Source organism: Paenibacillus sp. V4I7, from assembly GCF_030817275.1.
Classification (GTDB): domain Bacteria; phylum Bacillota; class Bacilli; order Paenibacillales; family NBRC-103111; genus Paenibacillus_E.
In genome coordinates this window covers 4,735,915-4,758,625 of the sequence record NZ_JAUSZD010000002.1, presented here as the reverse complement: position 1 = coordinate 4,758,625, position 22,711 = coordinate 4,735,915, and the positions used below count along the sequence as shown (strand labels likewise).

Annotated in this window: 18 protein-coding genes and 2 pseudogenes; 15 read left to right on the top strand and 5 right to left on the bottom strand. The window is 45.1% G+C overall.

The annotated features are described in order from the left end of the window. Positions 1-229 precede the first annotated feature (229 nt). Positions 230-4,177 (top strand): discoidin domain-containing protein, encoded by a 3,948-nt coding sequence (locus QFZ80_RS22705; RefSeq protein WP_307553888.1) that lies wholly within the window; start codon positions 230-232, stop codon positions 4,175-4,177. A gap of 168 nt (positions 4,178-4,345) precedes the next feature. Here the strand turns inward: QFZ80_RS22705 and QFZ80_RS22700 are convergent, their stop codons facing one another. The 3 genes from QFZ80_RS22700 to QFZ80_RS22690 are packed head-to-tail and all read right to left on the bottom strand — an operon-like array spanning position 4,346 to position 7,871. Then, positions 4,346-5,980, bottom strand: coding sequence for a type 2 periplasmic-binding domain-containing protein (locus QFZ80_RS22700; protein ID WP_307561170.1), 1,635 nt, complete (start codon positions 5,978-5,980; stop codon positions 4,346-4,348). A gap of 28 nt (positions 5,981-6,008) precedes the next feature. Further along, entirely contained in the window at positions 6,009-6,890 is an 882-nt protein-coding gene (locus QFZ80_RS22695; protein ID WP_307561168.1) for a carbohydrate ABC transporter permease, read from the bottom strand. 12 nt (positions 6,891-6,902) lie between these two features. After that, a complete protein-coding gene (locus tag QFZ80_RS22690) occupies positions 6,903-7,871 on the bottom strand; it encodes an ABC transporter permease (protein ID WP_307561166.1) in 969 nt (322 codons plus the stop codon). A 250-nt stretch (positions 7,872-8,121) separates the two neighbouring features. On the opposite strand from QFZ80_RS22690, the gene QFZ80_RS22685 reads away from it, so the two are divergent. From QFZ80_RS22685 to QFZ80_RS22640, 10 genes and pseudogenes are all read left to right on the top strand, one after another. Next, positions 8,122-10,350 carry an AraC family transcriptional regulator gene (locus QFZ80_RS22685; protein WP_307561164.1) on the top strand — a complete coding sequence of 743 codons (2,229 nt, stop codon included), beginning with the start codon at positions 8,122-8,124 and terminating at the stop codon, positions 10,348-10,350. Positions 10,351-10,698: 348 nt separating this feature from the next. Beyond that, positions 10,699-12,621, top strand: coding sequence for an alginate lyase family protein (locus QFZ80_RS22680; RefSeq protein WP_307561162.1), 1,923 nt, complete (start codon positions 10,699-10,701; stop codon positions 12,619-12,621). A 221-nt stretch (positions 12,622-12,842) separates the two neighbouring features. Further along, entirely contained in the window at positions 12,843-14,063 is a 1,221-nt protein-coding gene (locus QFZ80_RS22675; protein ID WP_307561159.1) for a metallophosphoesterase, read from the top strand. Between the two features lie 210 nt (positions 14,064-14,273). After that, positions 14,274-14,393 (top strand): sporulation protein YjcZ, encoded by a 120-nt coding sequence (locus QFZ80_RS22670; protein WP_307553903.1) that lies wholly within the window; start codon positions 14,274-14,276, stop codon positions 14,391-14,393. A 249-nt stretch (positions 14,394-14,642) separates the two neighbouring features. Continuing rightward, positions 14,643-14,858 carry a CDGSH iron-sulfur domain-containing protein gene (locus QFZ80_RS22665; RefSeq protein ID WP_307553905.1) on the top strand — a complete coding sequence of 72 codons (216 nt, stop codon included), beginning with the start codon at positions 14,643-14,645 and terminating at the stop codon, positions 14,856-14,858. A gap of 297 nt (positions 14,859-15,155) precedes the next feature. Further along, the gene (locus tag QFZ80_RS22660) at positions 15,156-15,590 is read left to right on the top strand and encodes an SRPBCC family protein (protein ID WP_307553907.1); all 435 of its coding nucleotides are present in this window, start codon (positions 15,156-15,158) and stop codon (positions 15,588-15,590) included. A gap of 147 nt (positions 15,591-15,737) precedes the next feature. Beyond that, positions 15,738-16,685, top strand: coding sequence for a hypothetical protein (locus QFZ80_RS22655; RefSeq protein WP_307553909.1), 948 nt, complete (start codon positions 15,738-15,740; stop codon positions 16,683-16,685). 68 nt (positions 16,686-16,753) lie between these two features. Beyond that, positions 16,754-16,963 (top strand): annotated as a pseudogene (locus QFZ80_RS22650) (ATP-binding protein); the annotation flags it as partial. A gap of 220 nt (positions 16,964-17,183) precedes the next feature. Next, positions 17,184-18,617, top strand: a complete 1,434-nt coding sequence (locus tag QFZ80_RS22645) for a DHA2 family efflux MFS transporter permease subunit (RefSeq protein ID WP_307561157.1) — start codon at positions 17,184-17,186, stop codon at positions 18,615-18,617. Positions 18,618-18,846: 229 nt separating this feature from the next. After that, complete coding sequence (locus tag QFZ80_RS22640; protein WP_307561154.1) at positions 18,847-19,086, top strand: hypothetical protein; 240 nt, start codon at positions 18,847-18,849, stop codon at positions 19,084-19,086. A gap of 182 nt (positions 19,087-19,268) precedes the next feature. Here QFZ80_RS22640 and QFZ80_RS22635 read toward each other — a convergent pair whose 3' ends face one another. Beyond that, on the bottom strand, positions 19,269-19,751 hold the full coding sequence (locus QFZ80_RS22635) for a hypothetical protein (RefSeq protein WP_307564195.1): 483 nt from the start codon (positions 19,749-19,751) through the stop codon (positions 19,269-19,271). 292 nt (positions 19,752-20,043) lie between these two features. Between QFZ80_RS22635 and QFZ80_RS22630 the strand changes: the two genes are divergently transcribed. The 4 genes and pseudogenes from QFZ80_RS22630 to QFZ80_RS22615 all read left to right on the top strand — a co-directional run bounded on the left by QFZ80_RS22630 (position 20,044) and on the right by QFZ80_RS22615 (position 21,631). Next, positions 20,044-20,490, top strand: coding sequence for a stalk domain-containing protein (locus tag QFZ80_RS22630; RefSeq protein WP_307561152.1), 447 nt, complete (start codon positions 20,044-20,046; stop codon positions 20,488-20,490). Positions 20,491-20,495: 5 nt separating this feature from the next. Continuing rightward, on the top strand, positions 20,496-20,972 hold the full coding sequence (locus QFZ80_RS22625; RefSeq protein ID WP_307553916.1) for a DinB family protein: 477 nt from the start codon (positions 20,496-20,498) through the stop codon (positions 20,970-20,972). A gap of 1 nt (position 20,973) precedes the next feature. Continuing rightward, a pseudogene (locus QFZ80_RS22620) lies at positions 20,974-21,054 on the top strand (hypothetical protein); the annotation flags it as partial. A gap of 61 nt (positions 21,055-21,115) precedes the next feature. Beyond that, entirely contained in the window at positions 21,116-21,631 is a 516-nt protein-coding gene (locus tag QFZ80_RS22615) for an AAA family ATPase (RefSeq protein WP_307556032.1), read from the top strand. A gap of 173 nt (positions 21,632-21,804) precedes the next feature. Here the strand turns inward: QFZ80_RS22615 and blaOXA are convergent, their stop codons facing one another. Next, positions 21,805-22,602, bottom strand: a complete 798-nt coding sequence (gene blaOXA, locus QFZ80_RS22610; protein WP_373460141.1) for a class D beta-lactamase — start codon at positions 22,600-22,602, stop codon at positions 21,805-21,807. Positions 22,603-22,711 lie beyond the last annotated feature (109 nt).

Sequence of the window (22,711 nt, the reverse complement as noted above, 5' to 3'; positions counted from 1 at the left end):
GACGAGTAAAGTATTGAATTGGCGCAAGAAATCGAGGGTATCGATGATGCGCCGATTTAACCCCATATTATGGAAGCGCTTATATATCTAGGTAGAATGAGAGGGGGTGGTCGATATACAGCATCAAAATCAATGTTTCATGAAGAGGACTAAACAGATGCATTCGAAGTAAGTTTTTCTCGTTTGTAAGCGTATTCTTAAAAACTTGTAGGAAGAAAGAGGAGATTAAATGATGGGAATATGGCGTAAATGGCGTAAATGGTATCCGACCCGTGTTTTGACAGTATTTCTAGCACTCATCATGGCAGCAACGTTTATCCCTGCCGGAGGTGTTCATGGGTCAGGAACTCTGCTTAAAACCGGCAATTATAGCTACAGCGTCGCACCGAATGGGGGCAGTTCTCCGGATAAGGGAGTAACCGGATTGATATCCTCGGCCAATGGCGTGCTGCTTGACGGATCAACCACAACGTATGCCGGATTCATGGGGAGCGGCACGGGTACCCCAGGGAGCGTACAGGTCGTATTTGACCTGTTGAAGGATTACCCGTTGGACAGTATAAACGTCGTGCTGAACTCACCCAATTCGTTTTGGGGATTTAATGAGTTTACGGTAAAATACCGCCCGGAGTCTGCGGAATATTACTATATTGCTGACAAACACACCAGAACACCAGGAATAACCTCAACGAGCCCAAGCTCAGATTGGAACTATTCGGTCAACATACCGATGTCGAACAAAACGGCCAGATTTATTATCATCGATATTAAGCGTCCTCATGCCTTTCAGCATATCCCCCTCACCGAAGTTCAAATTTATAAAGGGACCGGACAGGAAGGCGTGAATCCCGGACCTGCGCTTACTGCGGAGCAAATGGTTCTCGAACTGAACAAAGACAGCATAATGGCAGATAATTTGCTGAAAACCGGCAATTATTACTTTAGTGTTGCCCCGAATGGAGGCAATAGTCCAGACAAAGGAGCAACCGGGCTCATATCCTCAACCAATGGCGTGCTGCTTGATGGATTAACGACAACGTATGCAGGATGGACGGGGAGCGCGACTGCCCCAGGAACTATACAAGTGGTATTTGACCTGCTGAAGGACTATCCGCTGGACCGTATAAACGTCGTCCTGAATTCACCCAATTCGGCTTGGGGATTTAAAGAGTTTACGGTAAAATACCGCCCTGAGGCTGTAACGGATTATTATTATATTGCTGCCAAACACATCAGAACACCTGGAATAGTCTCGACAAGCCCAAGTTCAACCTGGAACTATTCGGTCAACGTACCGATGTCGAACAAGACGGCTAGATTTATTGTCATCGATATTAAGCGTCCTCATGCCTTTCAGCATATCCCCCTCACCGAAGTTCAAATTTATAAAGGGATCGGACAGGAAGGCGTGAATCCCGGACCTGTGCTTACTGCGGGGCAAATGGCTCTCGAACTGAAAAAAGACGGCTTAATGGCAGACAAGTACGGGCAGTGGGTTTATGAAACCTGGCCTGGAAAGGTAACATCCGACGAGCAGCTGCAGCAGGAATATACGAATGAGGCGAATGCACTGTCAAATGTTTCACTTGATCTTGCAAAATTCGATCCGTACGGCGGGATTAAAAGTGGAGGAAGTTATACAAGCAGCGGTTATTTCAGACTTCAACAAATCGATAACAAATGGTGGTTTGTTACCCCGGACGGGTATAAATTTATTCTAAAAGGTGTGGATGCTACAAGTATTTGGGAGTGGGGATACGGGACGCCGCTTAAAAAAGCTGACGGTACTCCGAGAGGGGTGTTTGAGGAACTTCCCGATCCGGTCGCTTATGCTCCTGCTTATGTAAACGATTCTAATGGCGAAAGAGTAAGCTTCGTTATCGCCAATATTATGAAAAAATACGGCAGCAACTATGAGTCGAAATGGGAGGATATCACAAAGAAACGTTTGATAGATTGGGGCTTTAACGCCTTCAGCAAGTGGACCAGACCCAAAAATATAACTTTTCCGTACATTAATGTCCTGCAAGACCCCGGCGGCTTAAAAAGGATTCAATGGACTTACGATGTTTTTGACCCGCAGAGTGAAGCCATTATAGAAACGGCATTGACCCCTCAGCTTGATAAAGCGAAGAATGACCCGTGGCTAATCGGTTATACTTACGATAATGAGGCCGGATGGACAACCGATATTGTAAAAGATGTACTGACATATAATTCGACTTCTGCGGCTAAAAGCTCTTTTGTGGCTTTTCTCGCACCAAGGTACAACAATGATATTACTGCCGTCAACCAGCTTTTGGGTACGAGCGCGGTATCGTTTGACGAGTTAAAGAATATTTCGATCAATATAACCAAGGTGCCTGCTGCGGATGTATCGGAATATATCAAGCTGGCATCCAGAACTTATTTCTCAACGATCAAAAATATAATCAAAAGACATGATACAAACCATCTGTTCCTAGGTTCGTCTGTAGTTCCCACTTGGAGGACCAGTCTGGAATGGGATTCGGCGGCAATGGAGTTTGTAGATGCATTTTCAGTGGACAATTACACGAGCGATCCAAGTTGGATTTCCAGATATGAAGCTTTCGGAAAACCGCTATTGAATCTGGAATATACATTTAGTACTACAGCGCGGGGGTTGTCACCCGTAAATGGGGGTACAACTGTAGCAAGTATAGCGGATAGAGGCATGGCTTACAAATCTTTCGTGGAAAGCGAAACATCACATCCGTTATATATTGGCTCAGGCTGGTTTTCGTACTTCGATCAAGCGGTTACATGGCGTAAAGACGGCGAGAATTTCAATATTGGCTTAGTAAACCAACAGGATCAGCCCTATACGGATATGGTAAATATCATGAAGATCGTCAATGCCGGCTTGGAGAATGTGCATACTTACGGAGTGAACCTCGCATTGGACAGACCGGTTACGGCCAGTTCATCCAAAACGGCTGCTTTAGTTGCCGGTAACGCATTCGATGGGAAGACAACTACAAGGTGGGGATCGAATTATACCGACAATGAGTGGATATATACGGACCTCGGTACAACGAAGAATGTGAGCAGGGTTAGACTAAACTGGGAGACAGCATACGGTAAAGAATACAAGATACAAGTGTCCGACAATGCTGTTGACTGGACTGACGTCTACAATACCCAAATAGGTAATGGAGGAATAGACGATATCTCTTTCTCGACAACCAGCGCAAGGTATGTAAGGATGCTGGGTTTACAAAGAGGTACCGTTTACGGATATTCACTATGGGAATTTGAGGTATATGCGCAGCCTGGAGCTGCGCAGGATGATATTCCGCCGATTACGACCGATGATGTGCCTTCAGACTGGAAGAATACGGATGTAACGGTAACGCTTGCCGCTACTGACGATCAATCCGGTGTCGAAATCACGAAATACCGGAATAATGACGGGCAGTGGCAACCGTATTCGAGTCCGATTACCGTTTCCGCTGAGGGTAATACCGTTCTGGCGTATATGAGCGTCGATAAGGCCGGAAACGCTGAATCCCCGAAGAGCCTGTCTATCAACATAGATAAGACGGCTCCGGTCACTACAGCCGAATTACCTTCGGCCAATGCCAACGGATGGTATCATTCGGATGTAAAGTTGACCTTAAATGCGTCGGATCCATTATCCGGTATCGATAAAGTTCAATATCGGATCAATGGCGGCCAATGGCAAACCTATGATGGCGCCATAGACGTTTCAGCTGAAGGAACGAATACAATAGAGTATCAAAGCAAGGACAAGGCAGGAAACACGGAAGAGCTAAAGAGTGAAGTCGTGAAAGTAGATAAAACAGCACCGGAAATGCAAATGAATCAGGATAAAAACGAGCTGTGGCCGGCTGATCATAAAATGGTGACCGTAACGGCCGACACTTACGGCGCAATAGATCCAATTTCCGGCATTCAGTCTATTGTTTTAAAATCCATCACCTCTAACGAACCAGATGATGGTCTTGGAGACGGAGACACCTCGCAAGATATTCAAAATGCGGACTTTGACACACTGGATTATATGTTTGATTTGAGGGCTGAGCGATCCGGAAGCGGAGGAGGACGGGTATACACCATTACTTACGTCGCTACGGATTATGCAGGTAACGTGAAAACAGTAACATTGACGGTAACCGTTCCGAAGAACCAATGACAAGGATGATCTGATAAACAATGGCTCTCGCACTAATTGTGGGGGCCATTTATCGTTATATTTTTACAATAATGGAGCTGAACTCGGAAACATATTGGGGCACCTCTGCGGGAACGAATGTGCAGGGTGCCCCGATTGTTCTTAATCTCTCTTCCAGATCAGCTTCCTCTAACGGGTACCGCTGGAATATCTTTCGTACGCAGCTTTATAGACGGACAAGTATTGGTCTAAGCCCATTTTTTGAACAGTCGCCACATATTTATCCCAGTCGTCGAAGGAAGCCGTTCCGTTGATAAGGTTAGCCTCGGTCTCGGTGATGAACTTCTGAATGTCGGCACCCTTGGAGCTCATAAATGCTGTTTCCTCTTCCGTGAAGTTAAAGCTGTACCACATTTCTTTAACGAGATTCTTGGACGCTTTCATACCTGCATCGACCGATTCCGGCAGGCTTTCGGAGCCTTTAAAATATTTCTCCTGTACATATCCCGGATAACTGCCTCCAGGCCATGTCGTGAATTTGGCTACCGCCTGATCCAGGGTCAGTCCGTTCGGATTATTCTTCACTTCGTCAGTAAACTCCAGCTTGCCGTCTGGCTTTTGCGTATAGGTGACATCCTTTTGTCCCATAAAGTAGAAGGTAGCTCCTTCATCTCCATAGAAATGATCGATCCAGCGGAGCGTAGCCTCCGGATTTTTGTTTTTATCCGTAATGACGAAGGCCCCAGGCCATGCTATTGGATTTTTCACAGATACAAACAACTGATCCCCGTGAGGACCTTTTAACGCTCCAAGTCCCACAAAGCCCTTCTGATTCATGACCGCTTGGGGATGAGGAACGAATGCCGCTCCCAGCAGACCTTTCTCACCTTTGGCATAAAGCGCCGTATCCTTCAGCGTGAAGATCTCTTTATCAATCAATCCCTCTGAGTACAGCTTGTTCATATACTGCAGCACTTCTTTATACTTCGGATCGGTCCGGTAGAACCTCAGATTGTTGGAAGCCGGATCCATGTCTACGTACGGGTGGGCGACGGCTCCCCTGTTGCCGAAGCCCCAGCCACCGCCGATGTAGCGTTGAATCGTTTGAATACCGAACATACCGCTTAACGGGACCTCGTCCTTCTGGCCGTTGCCGTTCATGTCCGAATCTTTTACAGACTTCAAATAGTTGTAAAACTCCTCTGTGGTTTCGGGTTCTTTCATATTGAGTTTATCCAGCCAGTTCTTGTTGATCCACAGCGGCGTACCGATCAGCATAGGCAAAAATTCCGGACTATATATGGAAGGAAAGGAGTAAATGCCGCCGTCCGGCATCGTTAATCCCTTTTTCAAATCAGGATATTTGTCCAAAAGCTTCTTGAAGTTAGGGGCATTCTTCTCGATCAGATCATTCAGCTTAAGGAATACGCCTTGGCTGCCGTACTTCATCAGATCCGCGACAGGCACTCTCGCCGAATAGAAGGCATCCGGATAATCTCCGCTTGCCAGCGCCAGATTCCGTTTCTCAGTAAGACTTCCAAAGGGAACCAGTTGGAACTCCGCGTCGATGTTGGACATCTTGGCATACTCTTTCCAAACTGTCGTATCCTCGAATTTGTTGCCGTTTTGCGGTGATTGGCCGGTAAACAATGTGAGCTTAAATTTCTCTTTCACAATAGGAAAACCGGTGGCATTTACATTCTGCGATGCTTTGTCTTCCGTTTTGGTGGACTTTCCTCTATCTTCCATATTTCCGCAGCCGCTCATCAATCCAAAAGTAAGTACTGCGGACATCGCCAAGGCCGTCGTTTTGGTTGCTTTCATAATAAAAATACCTCCGTTTTATATTTTTCTATCCTTTGAGGGCGCCGACCATCACGCCTTTATTGAAATATTTTTGCAGGAACGGATACAAAATGAGAATCGGTAGATTCGCCACAATGACGATAGCGTACTTGATGGATTCCACGTCGAGCATCGAATTGGACAGAGACCCCTCAGATACGTCAACCATATCCTTGGTTTCCCCCTGTATCAGAATCTCCCGTAAAATGAGCTGGAGCGGGTACTTGTCCCGATCCGACAAATAGATCAGCGCATTGAAGTAAGCATTCCAGTGCCCCACACTATAAAAGAGTACCATAACTGCCAGGATGGGTGCAGACAGGGGAAGCACGATTCTCAATAAAATTCTCAGGTTCGAGCAGCCGTCGATGGCAGCAGCTTCCTGCAGCTCAAAGGGCAGCCCGCTTTGAAAAAAGGTACGCATCAGCATAATGTTCCAAACGGAAACGGCGCCTGGAAGAACCATGACCCAGTAGGTATTCAACAACCCGAGCTGCTTGATCAGCAAATAGGTAGGGATCAGTCCTCCGCTGAAAAACATCGTAAACACCATGAAGCCTGAGATCCAATGTCTGCCCATAAAATTTCGTCGTGACAGGGGAAAAGCAGCCGCTACGGTAAGCGCAAGATTAATGGCCGTTCCGCTCACCGTATACAGGATCGTATTGCCGTAGCCCTGTATAATCTCCCGGTTCTGAAACAGTTTCTCATAGCCCCTCCAAGATATTCCCTTCGGCCAAAGCCAGATGTCTCCGCTCAGCACTAGCTGTGGACTGCTAAAGGAGGCAATTAGCACGAAGTACAAAGGGTACAGTACAAGCAGCATTACGATTATTAAAAGGCAATATACCGATATGATAAAAATTCGGTCCATCAAGCTTTGCTTCATTGGTTTTCTCCCTTACCATAGGCTGGTCTCGCTAACTTTGCGAGCAATGGCGTTAACCACAACCAGCATCACAAAATTAATCAACGAGTTAAACAGGCCGACTGCCGCAGAAAAACCATATTCCGCTCCGAGAATACCGCTTCGGTACACATGCGTGGAAATCACGTCGGAAGCCTGCATATTCAGCGAGTTTTGCAGCAAATAAATTTTCTCGAATCCGACGCCGAGTACCGTACCCATATTCAGGATAAGTAGAATAATAATGGTAGGCCGCAAACCCGGTATATTTATATGCCAGATACGCCGAAGCCTGCTGGCACCGTCCATTTGGGCGGCTTCGTGAAGATGGGGATCGATCCCCGCCAAGGCAGCGAGATAAATGATGGAATTCCAGCCCATTTGCTGCCACACCCCGGATGTAACGTACATGCTTTTGAACCACCCCGGATGCGTCAAAAAGGCAATCGGTTCTAAGCCCAACCAAGCAAGAACATGATTGACGAGACCATTTTCTTGGGATAGGAAGATCATCATCAGCCCAACTACGATCACGGTGGAGAGAAAATGAGGGGCGTACAGGATGGTTTGCACCCATTTCTGGAAACTTTTTCGCCCGATTTCATGAACCATCAGCGCAAGTAATATAGGTACTGGGAATCCTGCGGCGATCTGAAAAACCCCGATGGAGAAGGTATTGGTAAGGATTCTCCAAAAGTAGAAGCTTTCAAAGAACCGCTCGAAATGTTCGAAGCCGGTCCACGGGCTCCCCCAAATTCCTTTTGTCACGAAAAAATCTTTGAAGGCAATCTGTATTCCGTACATGGGCACATATTCGAACAGGATGAAGAAGACGATCACCGGAAGGATCAGCATATATAAATCCCAATTTCGCTTAATACCCTTCCAGCGGTTTTTCCAGCGCTGCCCGCTAAGCTTTTTTACCGGATACGTCTTGCTGCTGCTAGGTACTGTTTGCTCCAAAAAGTCACACCTCCTTTCATCGCTTTCAAGGTTGATGATAGTAGGTGGCCGGTAGAAATGAAATTGACTCTTTTTTAGAGAATAGACACTTTCTTTGATTCATGCATGGGAGAAATGGGTTAAGCCCTTGCGGCACAAGGAAATGATGAGTTTTTTAGGGAGGATGATAAGGTTTTGTAAATGTGTTGCCTGTGGCCTTCGCGACCTGCTAGCATGAATATAGAAGATTTTGAGGTTAGGGAGGGGTATCATGGAACTCATGAATCAGAAGCGAAAATCGTTTCTCGTACGAATATTTATCAGCTTTTTGACCATCATTGTACTGTTATCCGTCTTTAATTTTCTATTATTTTCTTTTTTTCAACAGAATATAAAACAGGAGATTATTCGTTCCAATAAGCATGTGCTTACTCAGGCTTCGGAGCATTATAACAGTCATTTCAACCGTCTAAGAACCGTGTTGTTTCAAATGTATCACGACAATACCATTACCAAATTCAACGGGCAGCTGCTTTCGAACGAAAGCGGGAAAGCCAATTATTTTCTTGTGGTCGATATGGTACGAAGTCTGAGGGAAACCGCTGGCAACCCGTTATTTTACCTGGATAATCTTATGGTGCTGTATCGCTCGAATCTGTTTATGGCGGACAAGGAAGGCAGCAGCACGGAAGTCGTCCTTGATTCCCTGCCGAACTTTCATGCGCCTTACGACCTGTCTTATTGGAAGAAGGAATTCGACCGTCCGGGGAACTATCATATGCACCCGGCGCAGGCATACCCGCTCGATCGCTTTAGTAAGGACAAAAAAACGTACATTCCATTCTCCTTCAAGCTGCCGGACGCCAATTACGAATTAATCGCTATGCTGGACGCAGACAAGCTGAACCAGACGCTGCTAGGTGATGTGCCGTTTGTTATTCAAACCGAGGAGGGAGAGACCCTCTATCGTTCAACGTCCTCCGCTTCCATAGAAGAAATTCCGGTCTTCACTTCGGGTGAATCGTACAAACTGTTTCAAAACTGGTATTTCTTTATCCATGAGGATACGGATAATCACCTCCGATACGTAACAGCTGTCCCTTACGCTAACATCGCGGCCCAAATATCCAATCTTAGGGTTACTCAGATCGTCGTTCTGTTTACTTCCATAGCCATCGCACTAGGCATGTCTTACTGGTTCAGCCGGCGTCTTCAGTCACCAGTGAAGCGGATTATCGCCTCTTTGCAGCACCCGGAAGATCAGCATCTGCGGATGGAATCCGCCATTCATGAGTTTGAAACGATCAGCAATTACATTGACACGTTGAAGGAAGAACGGAAAAAGATCCATAACGAACTGAAGAGTAGTAACTCGCTACTGACCAATTACGGATATATCGCCAAACTGAAATCGCTGCATACCGGCATCTCGGGGTGGCGCGATTTTGCCCAGACGGAGGGGCCTTTCTTGCTGATCTTATACCAGCTGAATGCAAGAAGCTCCGAAAGGCTAAGCGTTGATATCAAGCGTTATATCGGGGAATACATTGAAATCGTCCTCTCCGAGTATGAGTTGAACGCCTATACGTTCCAAATTGAGAACGATCAGATCATTTCCGTCGTATTCAGGCAGGATAAGCCGGACCGGATGACGGAAGCGCTGCTGCAGGTAAAGGAAACACTGGATAAAGACCGTCATGCTTGTCTCGTTATGATGGCGGTCAGCTCTGTGTTCGAACAAAGTGCCGAGCTGAACATGGCCTACGAGCAGGTGTCGGATATGCTTAAGCAGGTCCGTACGATGGATGAAACGCAAATTATCGTCAAGCAGGAACCGACTCCGTCCTTGTTTGTTTTTCCAGCTGCGCAGGAACAAGAATTGTACGCGTATCTTCAAGCCGGCAATGAAAAAATGTGCCTGCATGTGGTTCATCGTATGCTGGAGGAGATGGAGCGGAGCCAAGTGACATTGGCCCAGTTCCGTCAATTCAGTGAGGCATTAGCCTCCCGTATCGTGAATACATTGGAGCAAAATGAAGCGGATAGCGCAGTAAGGAACCAGGTCGTAAGCCTGCGGAAGGAATTGAATATCTGCTTTACTTTGGCGGAATTCAAGATGTGCTTTGACATGCTTGTTCCTAAATATGCAGATTGGGTTCGGGTGAAGAAGGAAGAGAAAGACGAAGTTATCGAATATGTCATGAAAACCTTGGAGACTCAATATTCGGATGACATTTCATTAGATCTGATCGCGAATAAGCTGGACATGTCCAGTGCTTACTTGTCTGTATACATAAAGGAGAAGACGGGGACGAATTTCAGCGATCATATGAATCGGATTCGGATTCAGAAGGCAAAGGAGCTGCTTGTCGGCTCCGGTCTCAGTATTCAGATCATCGGGGAACAGATCGGCTACCGCAATGGCACCTCGTTCATACGGATGTTCAAGAAAATAACCGGAGAAACGCCCGGAGAGTTCCGGCGCTGCCAGACAGTTTGAATTTGGTCGATGAATCGTGCGGTTGGGGAATGGATGAAAGGTATCAATAATCGATTCCCCAAAAGGTTAAAATCGGAAAGTAATTTTTTGCGAGAAGTTAGTTGCTTAATAGTTAACACAAAAAGAGCTGGATACTTGCTAATAACAAGCATTCCGCTCTTTTTGTGACTCTGCAGCTCAGCGAACGGATCCAAAAACAAACCAAGGCAGATTCATGCTTTTATTGAGAAAAAAAGTATCATTCTCCCCTTAGTAAAGTTGAAAAGCCTATCTCTTGCGATTCGCGCACTCTATTATAATGTTCATATAAATAGAAAGTAGAGACTAAGCCTAAGAGGAGGAACTGAATTGAATTATTATTTAACGAATCAGGAATTGATAGATACTGGGAAGCATTATCTTCAAGAGTATCCAGAGCTTGCAAAGGCTTCCATCGAGAAAGCAGAGCAAGCATGTAAGAATATGTTCCTCGTTCCCTATACCATGGACATGGATCATTGGGTTCACATGGGGGATCCAATAGATTGGTTATATAATCCTTCTAAGGATCTCGAATTCACGTGGGTACTTAATCGGCATTGGTACATGCTGGATTTAGGCAAAGCTTATTTGATGACGCAAAAAGAGGAGTACGTCCATACATTTATCAAACATCTGAGAGGCTGGTGGCTGCAAAATCCCGTTCCGCAGAATCCTTCCTATGAGACAGCTGCTTTTTTTCAACAACCGGGACCTTGGCGCTTATTGGAGGTGGGTCTACGTGTTCAATCATGGATATCCGCTTATAAATACATGGAAAAAAGTCCGGTTATTTCAGAGATCTTCCGAGAAGAGTTTTTATTGGCACTAGTTGAACATGCGAATTATTTGACTAGTTATTTGGGGAGCACTGAAATCAATCATGCTATCATGCATATGCAGGGCTTATTTATGATAAGCGTTTTTTATCATGACCACCCTAGAGCCTCATTTTGGCGGCAATTTGCAATCGAGCGACTGGAGTTGTGCATGGTCCATCAAATTGGCCCCGACGGCGTACAATGCGAGTTAACGACGCATTATCATAATGGAAGTATTGAGATGTTTGGTGCTCCCTATTTACTCGGAAAGCTATCAGGCAATCCGATGTCGGAATGGTATGCGAACAACCTTCGCAGAATGGGAGCTTTCACACATGCGATGATCAGACCCGATCACGGGTCTACAGCTGCAGGTGATTCCGACCTGATAAGTTCAGGTACGGAGCGTCTTGCTTTACTGGGTGCGATTCTAGAAGATGAGCAATTTATCTCAATGGGCGAAGTTAGCGCTGAAATTCTCTGGATGTTTGGTAGTGAAATGTATGAAACGTTCAAAAAACAACAGCTGTCCTTTAATCCACAGCGTCCTACTACTGTATCTTTCCCTCGAACGGGGTTTTACATCATGAAGGATGAACAACATTATGTATTTTTTGACGCCGCCTCCATGGGAGGGGCACATGGACATGCAGATGCTCTAAATTTGGAATGGATGTGGAAGCGTAACTTGCTCTTTCTCGATCCAGGAAGGTATACCTATGAAGAAGGGGAGTGGCGCCGTTATTTCAAGAGCACCCGTGCGCACAATACCATTACTGTGGATGGGTTGGATCAGACGCCTTATGTTTCCTCACAGGAATGGGGAACACCGCTTGCGGAATGTGTGACGAACCGATGGATCACGGGGGAGGAGTATGATTTTATCGATGCCTCCCATAATGGTTACATGAGGCTTGATGCTCCAGTTCTTCATCGCCGATGGCTGCTGCTTTGGAAAAAGAGCAATCTGATGATCATCGTGGATTGGCTGGATGCCGAAGGGGGACATGACATTGAACAGAGGTTTCAACTTCCTCCCTCTGCGAATGTTCGAATCTCAGATGGAGGCAATACAGATATGAGAAAAGCAACTGTTGACTATTCCTCAACCATTCAGTTAGATATGCATTGGAAGACAAGCTGCGATCATACAGCTGATTTTGCTATTGGCAGCGAGAAGGGATGGGTATCTGAAATATATGGAGTCAAAAAGGAAACATCCACAATTGTCGGTAAAGGAACAATGACCGGTAAACTGGGCATTGTGACCGTATGCACGCCGGTTGACTTAGAGGAAGATACGGACCCGCCACTAATAACTCGACTGGAGATTGACCATATTCGGCAAGATGTATCGATCTCAACTACAGATAAGGCGGGAAATTTGGATATTCATCTTGATTGTAACGAAATTTCTCATCAATTTAAATGATTTAGTCGTATTGGAAAGAAGCCGCAGAGATATCTTCGCGGCTTCTTTCTGTTAATCGAGGATGCAGTTCCCATTTCGATATGAAATACTTGGAACTAATCTTCGCTGACTGTAAAGACATCATTTACATAACCTTTAGATCAAGGTTATATTCACCGTACATTTCTTCGATAAATTGAGGGGGGGGCTTATCCCAATAAATCACAGGAGGTATTTGTTCGATGAGCCAAGATGAAGCAAGTAAAAGCATGAGCAGGAGGGATTTTATTAAAGTCGGGGGGGCGAGTGCGCTGGCGCTCACGCTCGGATCGGCGGGTGTTCCCGTCGAATTGTTTGGCGGAGGAGAGGTACAAGCCGCAACCAACGACAATGTGAAGCTGCAATTTAACTCTGACGGAAAGTTCAAAATCGTTCAGTTCAACGACACGCAGGATGACGAAAATATCGATCGACGGACCGTGGAGCTGATGGAGAAGGTACTCGACACCGAAAAACCGGATTTTGTCGTACTTAACGGCGACAATATTACCTCTGGCTGCGATACGGCGATGGAGATGAAGCAAGCGATGAACAACATCGCCCAGCCAATGGAACAACGAGGAATCAAATGGGCTGTAACCTTTGGGAATCACGACGAAGACTCAACTCCGAACGCGGGTCTATACGAAGAGGAAATGCTGCAATTTTATATGGCGTACAAGCATAATGTGAACCAGCCCGGAGAAAGAGGGGTTACCGGGACAGGGAATACCAACCTGTTGATCCAGTCCTCCCAAGGGTCGAAGGCGACTTTTAACCTCTGGCTGTTGGATAGCGGAAGGTATGCGCCGGATACAATTGCCGGTCAAGACTTCGAAGGTTATCCGACCTGGGACTGGCTGCGGTTGGATCAAGTGGCGTGGTACTACGAAACCTCCAAAAAACTAGAGGAGAAACTGGGTTATAAAGTGCCGTCACTCATGTTCATACATATCCCGCTCTGGGAGTACCGATTCATGTGGTATGCCAGCGTGGACGGAAGATCCGAGGCTGACCATGCAAGGGCCGTTGGCAAACACCAGATTGTGGGGGAACGGAACGAAGACGAATGCCCCGGTCCGATCAATAGCGGCATGTTCTCGGCGATTTTGGCCCGAGGCGATGTCAAGGGCGTTTTTTGTGGCCATGATCACGTCAATACGTACCACGGCAACTACTACGGCGTACTGCTTGGCTATTCCGGAAGCACGGGTTTCGGCGCTTACGGTCTTCCCGGAGCGGATCGGAACCGGCTGCGTGGCGCCCGGGTATTCCATCTCGACGAACACGCCGAAAACGTTCTTATCGATACCCATATGGTGTATGCCAAGGAATACGGCATCGATCTTACCGCGAATGACCAAAGCGCGGAGCCCGCGCCAATCCCGGAAAACAAGAAGCAGGAGAAGATTGTGAAGCCTTAAGCCCCTCGATCGTCAAGGCACCGTACGGCCGGGATCGCCTCCCCGCTGTACGGTGTTTTTGCGCGGCCGCATTGGGGGAAGAAATACCGAACATTACGTTTACGCGTTTCCTCAGCATTTGCCTCACAATGGTATACGTCCAAGCAAGCACTATGTACCGAACATATATTTATACCGTAGTGAAAAAATCACTGAAGGGAATGAGTAGACATGGGAGCAGTAGGTTATGGTGTAGGTTGTGGTGAAGGTTATGGTATGGGCAAAAACGTAGCATTTATTTTGGTTCTTTTTATTCTTTTGGTAATCATCACATCAGCTTTTGCAATTTAATCCAACAACATAAAAATATATCTTGAAAACAAGACGGCCCTATCGCGAAATAGATGCGAACACTGGCCGTTTTTTCTCGTTGTTCTTATCATAAAAAAGCTACCCTTAAACTTTGCTCTTTATTTGATTTCATTGAAGTAAAGTGCAGGATTGTTGTGTCGATCTGCCATAGTGAACGATTGGCTCGTCTTTTTCTGGTGATTGCTGGATATACTTGTATATTAACTATCGTACATAGGAGGCAAAGTAATGGCAGACGAAAACAAAGTGACAATTAAAGTGAATGACAATGGATCGCTTCGGGTGACCGGGCCGGTCGAGCTGGTGGACGCAGAAGGTAACCCGTTCGAGCACAAAGAATCGTTCTCGTTGTGCCGGTGCGGAGGATCGGGCAACAAGCCGTTCTGCGACGGCACGCACAAGTCGATCGGCTTCGAAAGCACACCGAGAGCAAAGAAGGAGTAAATCGTGGCAAGCGACAACCCGGTCTAGCATGAAAGGTTTAAACGGGTTTAGACCACGCCCAGTTGATTACTAGCTGCCCGTGGATGCACTAACGGTGAACGACAGCTGAATAAAGACACAAAGGCAGCCGACCAGACGATCGGCTGCCTTTGTGTTGAGCTTCAGGATCGCAGTTCAGAGAATACCAGTTTAATTTTCGAAGAAACTTTTAGAGTCATGGCACTTCAAACATATCGACAGCAGTAAATGATTATGGTAATATTTGAGAATAATAGATTCATCTCAGGAGGTTATATAATGGGAACAAGTAATCAGGCAACGATTACGGTAGAAACAATTGTTCATTCTCCCGTCGAAAGCGTGTGGAAATATTGGACGGAGCCGAAGCATATTATGCTATGGAATAAGGCTTCGGATGACTGGCATACTCCATTCGCCGAGAATGATCTGAGGGCCGGCGGTAAATTCGTCTCGAGAATGGAAGCCAAGGACGGCAGCATGGGATTTGATTTCGGCGGTGTATACGACGAGGTGAGCATGAACGAGAGCATCTCCTATTCGCTTGGCGACGGTAGAAAAGTGAAGATCACTTTTATTGGCCAAGACAACGACACGAAAATTATAGAATCGTTCGAAGCGGAAGAGACCAACGCCATCGAGATGCAGCAAGCCGGATGGCAGGCGATTTTAGATAATTTCAAAAAATATGTGGAAACGGCTAAAGAAGAATAAAAAACTTTAGCAGCCCTAGAAGCGCATGCCAACATTGGCATGCGCTTTGCTATGTACGCCCTTAACGGGCAGGATAGTCGAAATGATCTCGCGAATATTTGGTGTAAATAAACGAAGCAGAATTTGTGAAATAGGGGGGGGGATATTATGTTGAATCAATCCATTTTGAGGGACGGGTTAGCGATCATCTCTTCATGCAAAAAAGAAACAGGTGACATTTGGCAGGCTCACTTTGGTGCTGCCGCTATCAGCAGTTATTTTTTCGTTAGATCAAATAATCTGAGTCAAGAACTGACTCGACTGGTAATTTCGCAGGCAGAAGCGATGGTAAAAATGATTCATGGGACGAACGGCGTTCAACGCCGTTCCGGTTGTGGCGAGCAAACAGCCGTAAATGCTATACTTGAGGCACTTGATAAAACGATCGATCAGCTACATTGGGTCGGTCATAATGTGATATACAGCGCAGCGAGTTTGTTGGCCATCCATGAACTCAAAGGCTGGGGAAGTACTGAGGATATCTCAGGAATAACTGATCTCATACGCGCGTTTGAGAGGACGATTCCGGGACGGTCATGGATAGGGTTCTCTGCATCCGAAGTGAAAAGGATGGAGATTACAGACGAAGATGGTTTTCCGGCCATATCGAATCCCAATGAGCTTTCAACATTTGTGCTGAAACAATTGGCCGAGTTTCCCGTCATTTATCGCGCAGAATCTCATCATGATTTGATTGGTCATATGCTGACTTTTTCACATGCGTTAAACATCTTGTTTGACCTAGGCCATATCTCCTTTTTCGAAAGAGGATTACCGCCTATAATGAAGCTGATTAAAGTTCTGCGCAACAGCCGTAACGTTAAACCTGGAGATTCAATCAAATTGGTTTCACCTGTTGATCAACTGCCTTTGCAACCGGCGAAACGGGCGAACGTGCTGCCGATAGAGATTAAGTTTTGGGAAAAGGACTATAGCGAGAATGATTGGGATTACGGACACGTATTTAAATTTCCCCATAGTTTTTATGACCATTTACGACGAATGGAGCAAAAGAAAGAATCGTATATTGAAAACTTTCGGTATATCATTGTTTAATCGACACACCTCGAATCACGAATGGAAAAACGTGCTTTATTCTTTGAGCGGAAAATGACGATCTAAAATTAATCTGGGATCGATTTTACAGGGTAGAAAAATCTCGAGATCGAAAAACAGGGGGAACCGGACTCGGCTTATCCATCGTAAAGAATATACTTGAGATGCATGGAAGTTGGTTTGGTGTTGAAAATACAACGTATGGGGTTTGTTTCTATTTCACTTTAACAAGTCCCTCAGATACCTCTTTAGACTTGTCATTTTTGAGCAGAGGTTGACGAAGCAAGCCCTTTGGTAATCTGAACACCTTTAAGTTCCATGCTACGATATCGTAGCTTATCGGTGCTTTAAGGTGTTTTTTTGTAGAACTGAGAAGTAAAAAATTGTTTAATTTGTTTTTGGACTTGTATAAGTGCCAACTCTGTTGTATTTTATAGCGGAACCGAATAGATAGAGAACTATTCAAAGTAGTTTTCAGGAGAGGGAAGTGAAAATCATATGAAGCAATATAATACGCGGGCTATAATGGCGTCTCTGCTCATTTGCGGCTTCGTAGGCATGTTCAGTGAGACGGCACTCAACATAGCAATTAGTAATTTAATGGACGTGTTCCAGATTTCGGCCGCGACTGCACAGTGGTTAACGACAGGTTTTTTGCTGACTCTCGGTATTCTGATGCCGATGACAGGTTTACTGCTACAATGGTTGACAACTAGGCAGCTTTTCATTGTTTCGCTTGCAAGCTCGATCGTTGGGACATTGATTGCAGCGCTTGCACTCAATTTCGAAATGCTGATGGTCGCTCGCGTTCTGCAGGCAGCCGGCATGGGTTTATTGATTCCGCTCATGTTTAATACGATTCTCGTAGTTTACCCTCCGGAGCAGCGTGGGGCAGCGATGGGCTTCGTTGGTCTAGTTATCATGTTCGCACCGGCGACTGGCCCTACTGTGGCGGGTATTTTAATCGAATATTTAACATGGCATTACATTTTCTGGCTGTCTCTTCCATTTTTGGTCATAGGGCTATTGATAGGATTGAAATACCTGGAAAACGTCACCGAGGTCACGAGACCGCGCATTGATCCATTGTCCATTATTTTGTCAACAATAGGCTTCGGCGGCGTAGTCTTTGGCTTCAGTAAGGCAGGCGAAGGGGAGGGAGGCTGGACTAGCGCGATCGTGCTCTCATCGATCGTCATCGGACTTATCGCGCTTGTATTGTTCACACTGCGCCAGATGTTAATGCGCGAGCCGATGATGAACTTACACGTCTTCAAGTACCCTATGTTTATCGTGGGGCTGCTTCTTGTGCTGTCGTGTATGATGATCATCTTATCGAGTATGATTATTTTACCGATGTATCTGCAGAACGGGATGAAACTATCCGCGTTCGCTACCGGGCTCATGCTGCTGCCTGGCAGCGCGTTGAATGGTATCTTGTCGCCACGTATGGGACTCTTATTTGATAAGTATGGGCCAAAGTGGCTCGTAATCCCCGGCCTCGTCATCGTAGCGGTGATGTTATGGTTTTTTTCCAGTATATCAGTTGCATCTTCTATAGCCTTTATCGTGGCCTTGCATATTGGTCTCATGATTGGTATCTCCATGGTATGGATGCCGGCGCAGACAAACGGACTTAACCAACTGCCGCCGGAACTTTACCCACACGGAACGGCAGTCATGAACACGCTGCAACAGGTCGCAGGTGCGATCGGTACGGCAATCGCAATCAGCATCCTTACAAGTGGCATGGAGAAATATTTGATCAGCTCTCCAGTGCCGAGTGAACCGGTCGAGATGGCTAAAGCCATGATGATCGGTTCCCAGAACGTGTTCATGTTCGCGATGATTGTGACAATCATCGGGCTAGCCGTGGCGTTCTTCATCCGCCGCGTCATCGTTAAGCATGCGACGATGAATTCGATGCATTGACGTTCCTTTAAGGGGACTGAATGCGTATAACATAAACGCAGTGTTACACTGCCGATATCATTCAGAATATCCACCATATTGTTACAAAAAGTGTTGAACTACGAGAAACTATAGTGGAGGAGTTCGCTTAGCCGCGGCTCCTTTTTTTGTAAATGTAGCGCGAATAAATATCAGAGGTATTTATTTCCTGAATTTTCCTAATGAAAGAAGAGTACGAGGGGTGAGTCGTATGGGATTACTAGGAATTTCTGAAAGAATCGACGAGTATCGGCTACAAGCTATATCTAACGACATTCTCAAAATCGATGATGGTTTCATTACAGATAGGTACTGCGATTCCATTGGATCGCCCAACCGCAATTTCGTCACTGAAGGGGTCTACCGTATATCGGGAACAACCGATATCGGTAAAGGAGTGATCCGTTCGTGGAAGCTCGTTCTCAAAGTCGTAATTGCCGAAGTGAATTGAATCAAAAAAAGTGAAGCGTCAGGCAACTTGCCCAACGTTTCACTTTACCTTTATTTAAAACCCTGCCTAATAAATGAACCAATTTATGGTATGATTTTGATTTGAATTGTGTTAGGTAGATTTACACCTTCGCAGAGATTCAAGTTATCTGCAACTACTTTCACAAACATGTGGGCTTTTCACTACCTCGATTTCTTTCTGTGCTTGCTAATCCATTTATTCAAAGCAGTTCCGCCTCCACCGACAGCGTGCTGCTGTTTGGTACCTGGACTTTCAATTGCAGAGTTAGTCCCGCTCGTACTGTATCTTCCGCCGCCGCTTGCCACCTGGGTAGCCGAGGCGTTAGCGGCATTTCTGGGAAGCTTGACGATTTGATCATTAAGGACAATGATAATTTCTTTGCCGCAACGACGCGTTCCGAACCGGGAATTACCATGATAAAGTCCGTCATTGGCGCCCTTCAACCATTTGTTCTTGGCTTTTCCTCCTGCCCCGACGCTCTGTTGCTGTTGAGTATTCGGGGATTTAATAGCGGCGTTGTTGCCTGCAGCGCTGCTGCGGCCTGCACCGCTTGCAATTTGCGTCGTGTTGGGGGCGTTGGTAAATTGATGGTTTACGACGAACACCAGTTTGTCAATTCCAGTGATCGGCGTTCTTGCGATCATGCGTTTTTTACCTTTTTCTATAATAATCGTGAGTCGGTCTGATTTCATAACCACATGCATCCTCTCCATCGGGTTTTCTTAAGTATATGTCCACATCAAGAATCCGTAAGGGATATCTGTCAGGTAGTTAAAAAAGATGTGATGCCTATAGTGGAAAAGAAGGGAACAAACGCAGGGCACTCAAATTTGTGTTCTAAAATTTCGCCTTTGCAATGATACATTGAACCGTATCACAAGTCATTCACGAACGGGAAACTATAGTTGAGGGGCCTTGTTCGCGGTAGCTCCTCTTTTGTTAATTAAAGTAGCAGATAGGATTGTAAATATGAGAAAATATGCCATTGGGCTTTTTGCAGGAATATTATTATCATTCTGTACGATTGTTAGTGCTTCTGAAACAATCCAAGCTTACTTGTTTCCTTCAAAGATTTTTATTAATGGTGAGCAAACGGAATCTGGACCAATGTATGAAGTATTAAATTATAAAAATTTAGCCTACGTTCCAATCCGTTTTTTCTCTGAGAATATGGAAGCAAAAGTTGATTATTTAGAGAACCCAAGAACCATATCTGTAACTTACGAAGACATGTATTTACTGGACCTGAAAATCCTCGATGAAGTCTCCTTTAGTGGGGTAAAGTTACTCCAACCCGAAGAAGATGTAATAAGTGCATTAGGTACAGGCCAGAGTATTGATGGTTGTTTTTTGGATAAATTCCTTACTATAAGAATGGAGTGAATGTATTGCAAACCATGTTCCATTACAATTGGCAAGTCAGGGAAGATTGGTATCGGTGGTGTGAAGAGATTTCGCCGGAGGACTTACTTCGAGATCGAATCGGAGGGGCAGGGGGAATTTTGCGTACACTTTTCCATATCATTGACGTAGAGTGGAGCTGGATTCGATCCTTGCAAGGGAAGCCAGATTTCCAAGAAAACTTTGAAGCTTACAATACACTGGAGATGATCCGTAAGCTGGATGCCGAATTCCAAAAGGAAGTAAGACCATTTGTACTGAATTGGGAGGAGAAATTGGAAATAAAGATCTTTACTGACATAAGGCAAGATGGTAGTACCGCATCTTATACATGGGGGGAAGTCATGCGTCATGTAATCGCCCATGAAATACACCATATTGGGCAACTGTCAGTTTGGGCGCGTGAAATCGGCAAAAAGCCGGTTTCTGCCAATTTGATCGGCCGTGGGCTATCCATTTCATAGAATGAATCCTAAGGATGATGAATTTTTAAGTAAAGCTAAAAAGTGGAAGGAAGAATATGAGAAGTTGAGAAATATCGTTCTTTTCTCAATGGAAAGGGATTAAATGATTAGTGAAGGAACTTTCACAAAAAGTGGGGATCCATCTGAACGAGAATATTCCGAACAAAATACATATCATAGGTTCAGTCGGGAGCGGAAAAACCACACTTGCTAGAAATTTATCCCTTAGGTATGGCATTCCGCATTATGAATTAGATAACGTGGTTTGGAAACGGCATAAATCTGAAGATATAAGAAGAACTGACGAGGAAAGAAATGAGTACTTAGACAATATAATCCGTTCTAACCGATGGATTATAGAAGGTGCTCATAGCCATGATTGGGTTTTAAAAAGCTTCCAGAATGCCGAATTAATCATTTTCTTGGACACCCCGTATGCGTTAAGAATAATTAGGATTATTAGAAGATTTATCCTGCAAAAACTAGGGGTCGAAAAAGCGAACTATACACCAACAATCCATATTTTCATGAAGATGTTTGAATGGAATGCTGGATTCGAAAAAAATAGTAAACCGTTAATATTAAAAATGTTCCGTCAGAATAACATGAAGTCTTTGATTTTAAAGGATAACAGTAAGATTGGCCAATACTTTAAATGAAGTCCAAGAGTAAATGTAAACGTGTGAATTGGCTTTCATTTTGAGGAACAATGGGAATTTTTTGAACGTCGTTAACCTAACGGAGAACGATAATTTGAAGTAAATTAGGCGTTCACTCTACGGAGTGAACGCTTATTATATTTTCTTGTATGGGCGTTTTTATTTATTTGCATTTATTCGTTGATGATCTTCATTTTCTCCAAGGATTCCATCGTCAGCTGTTTTGCTTTCGTTCCGCTACCGGCTACATTAGTCGCGAAAACCCAGGTATCCTTATTTGTTTCAATATATCCTACATACCATCCCAAGCCCATATCCGACAATCTTGTACCTGTTTTGCCATGTACGATATATTCGTCTTGTTCGTCATCGATCATGATTCGTTTGACCGTCTTCATTGTTTTTTTCTGAAAAGGTAAATCCTCTTCCACCAGTTTTTCCATAAATGCTGCCTGCTCCTGAGCGGAGATCTTTAAGCTGGTGTTCAGCCAGAAGGTATCGATTCCTCCTGTTATGTCTCGATTGCCGTAATCAATTTGATTAAGATAATCCTCCATAGTTTCTTTGCCGATATCGCGGGCCAACTCCTGATAATACCAAATGGCAGAATGTCTCATGGCGGAACCCAACGTATGATCCCGGTTCCAACCCTGGAACTCTCTCTCGACACCGTCCCATCTCTTAATGTCGTATTCATCGGCTACGACTTTCACTTCCAGTCCGATTAACGCATTCGGAACTTTAAAGCTTGACTCCGGGGTGAATCGTTCCTTGCTTCTTTCCGGATTATAAGCATATACTTTATCTGATTTCAGGTTTTTGATTACTAGAGTCCCTTGGTTAGCCTGGAAGACATCTTCCAGTTCAAGAGTGATGATCTTCGGGTCTGCATAGGCATACGTCGTGAACGTGATGAATACGGCAGTAAGTAGAGTAGCAACAAAAAACAAAAGACCTTTTAACCTCTTCATTTGCATCACTCCTATTAGTATCAATTTTTTCGGGAAAGATTTCGATGGCCATCGAACAACGGTCCCCAATCCAACATGCATCTTGTAACCATGAGTCTACTTAAATCGG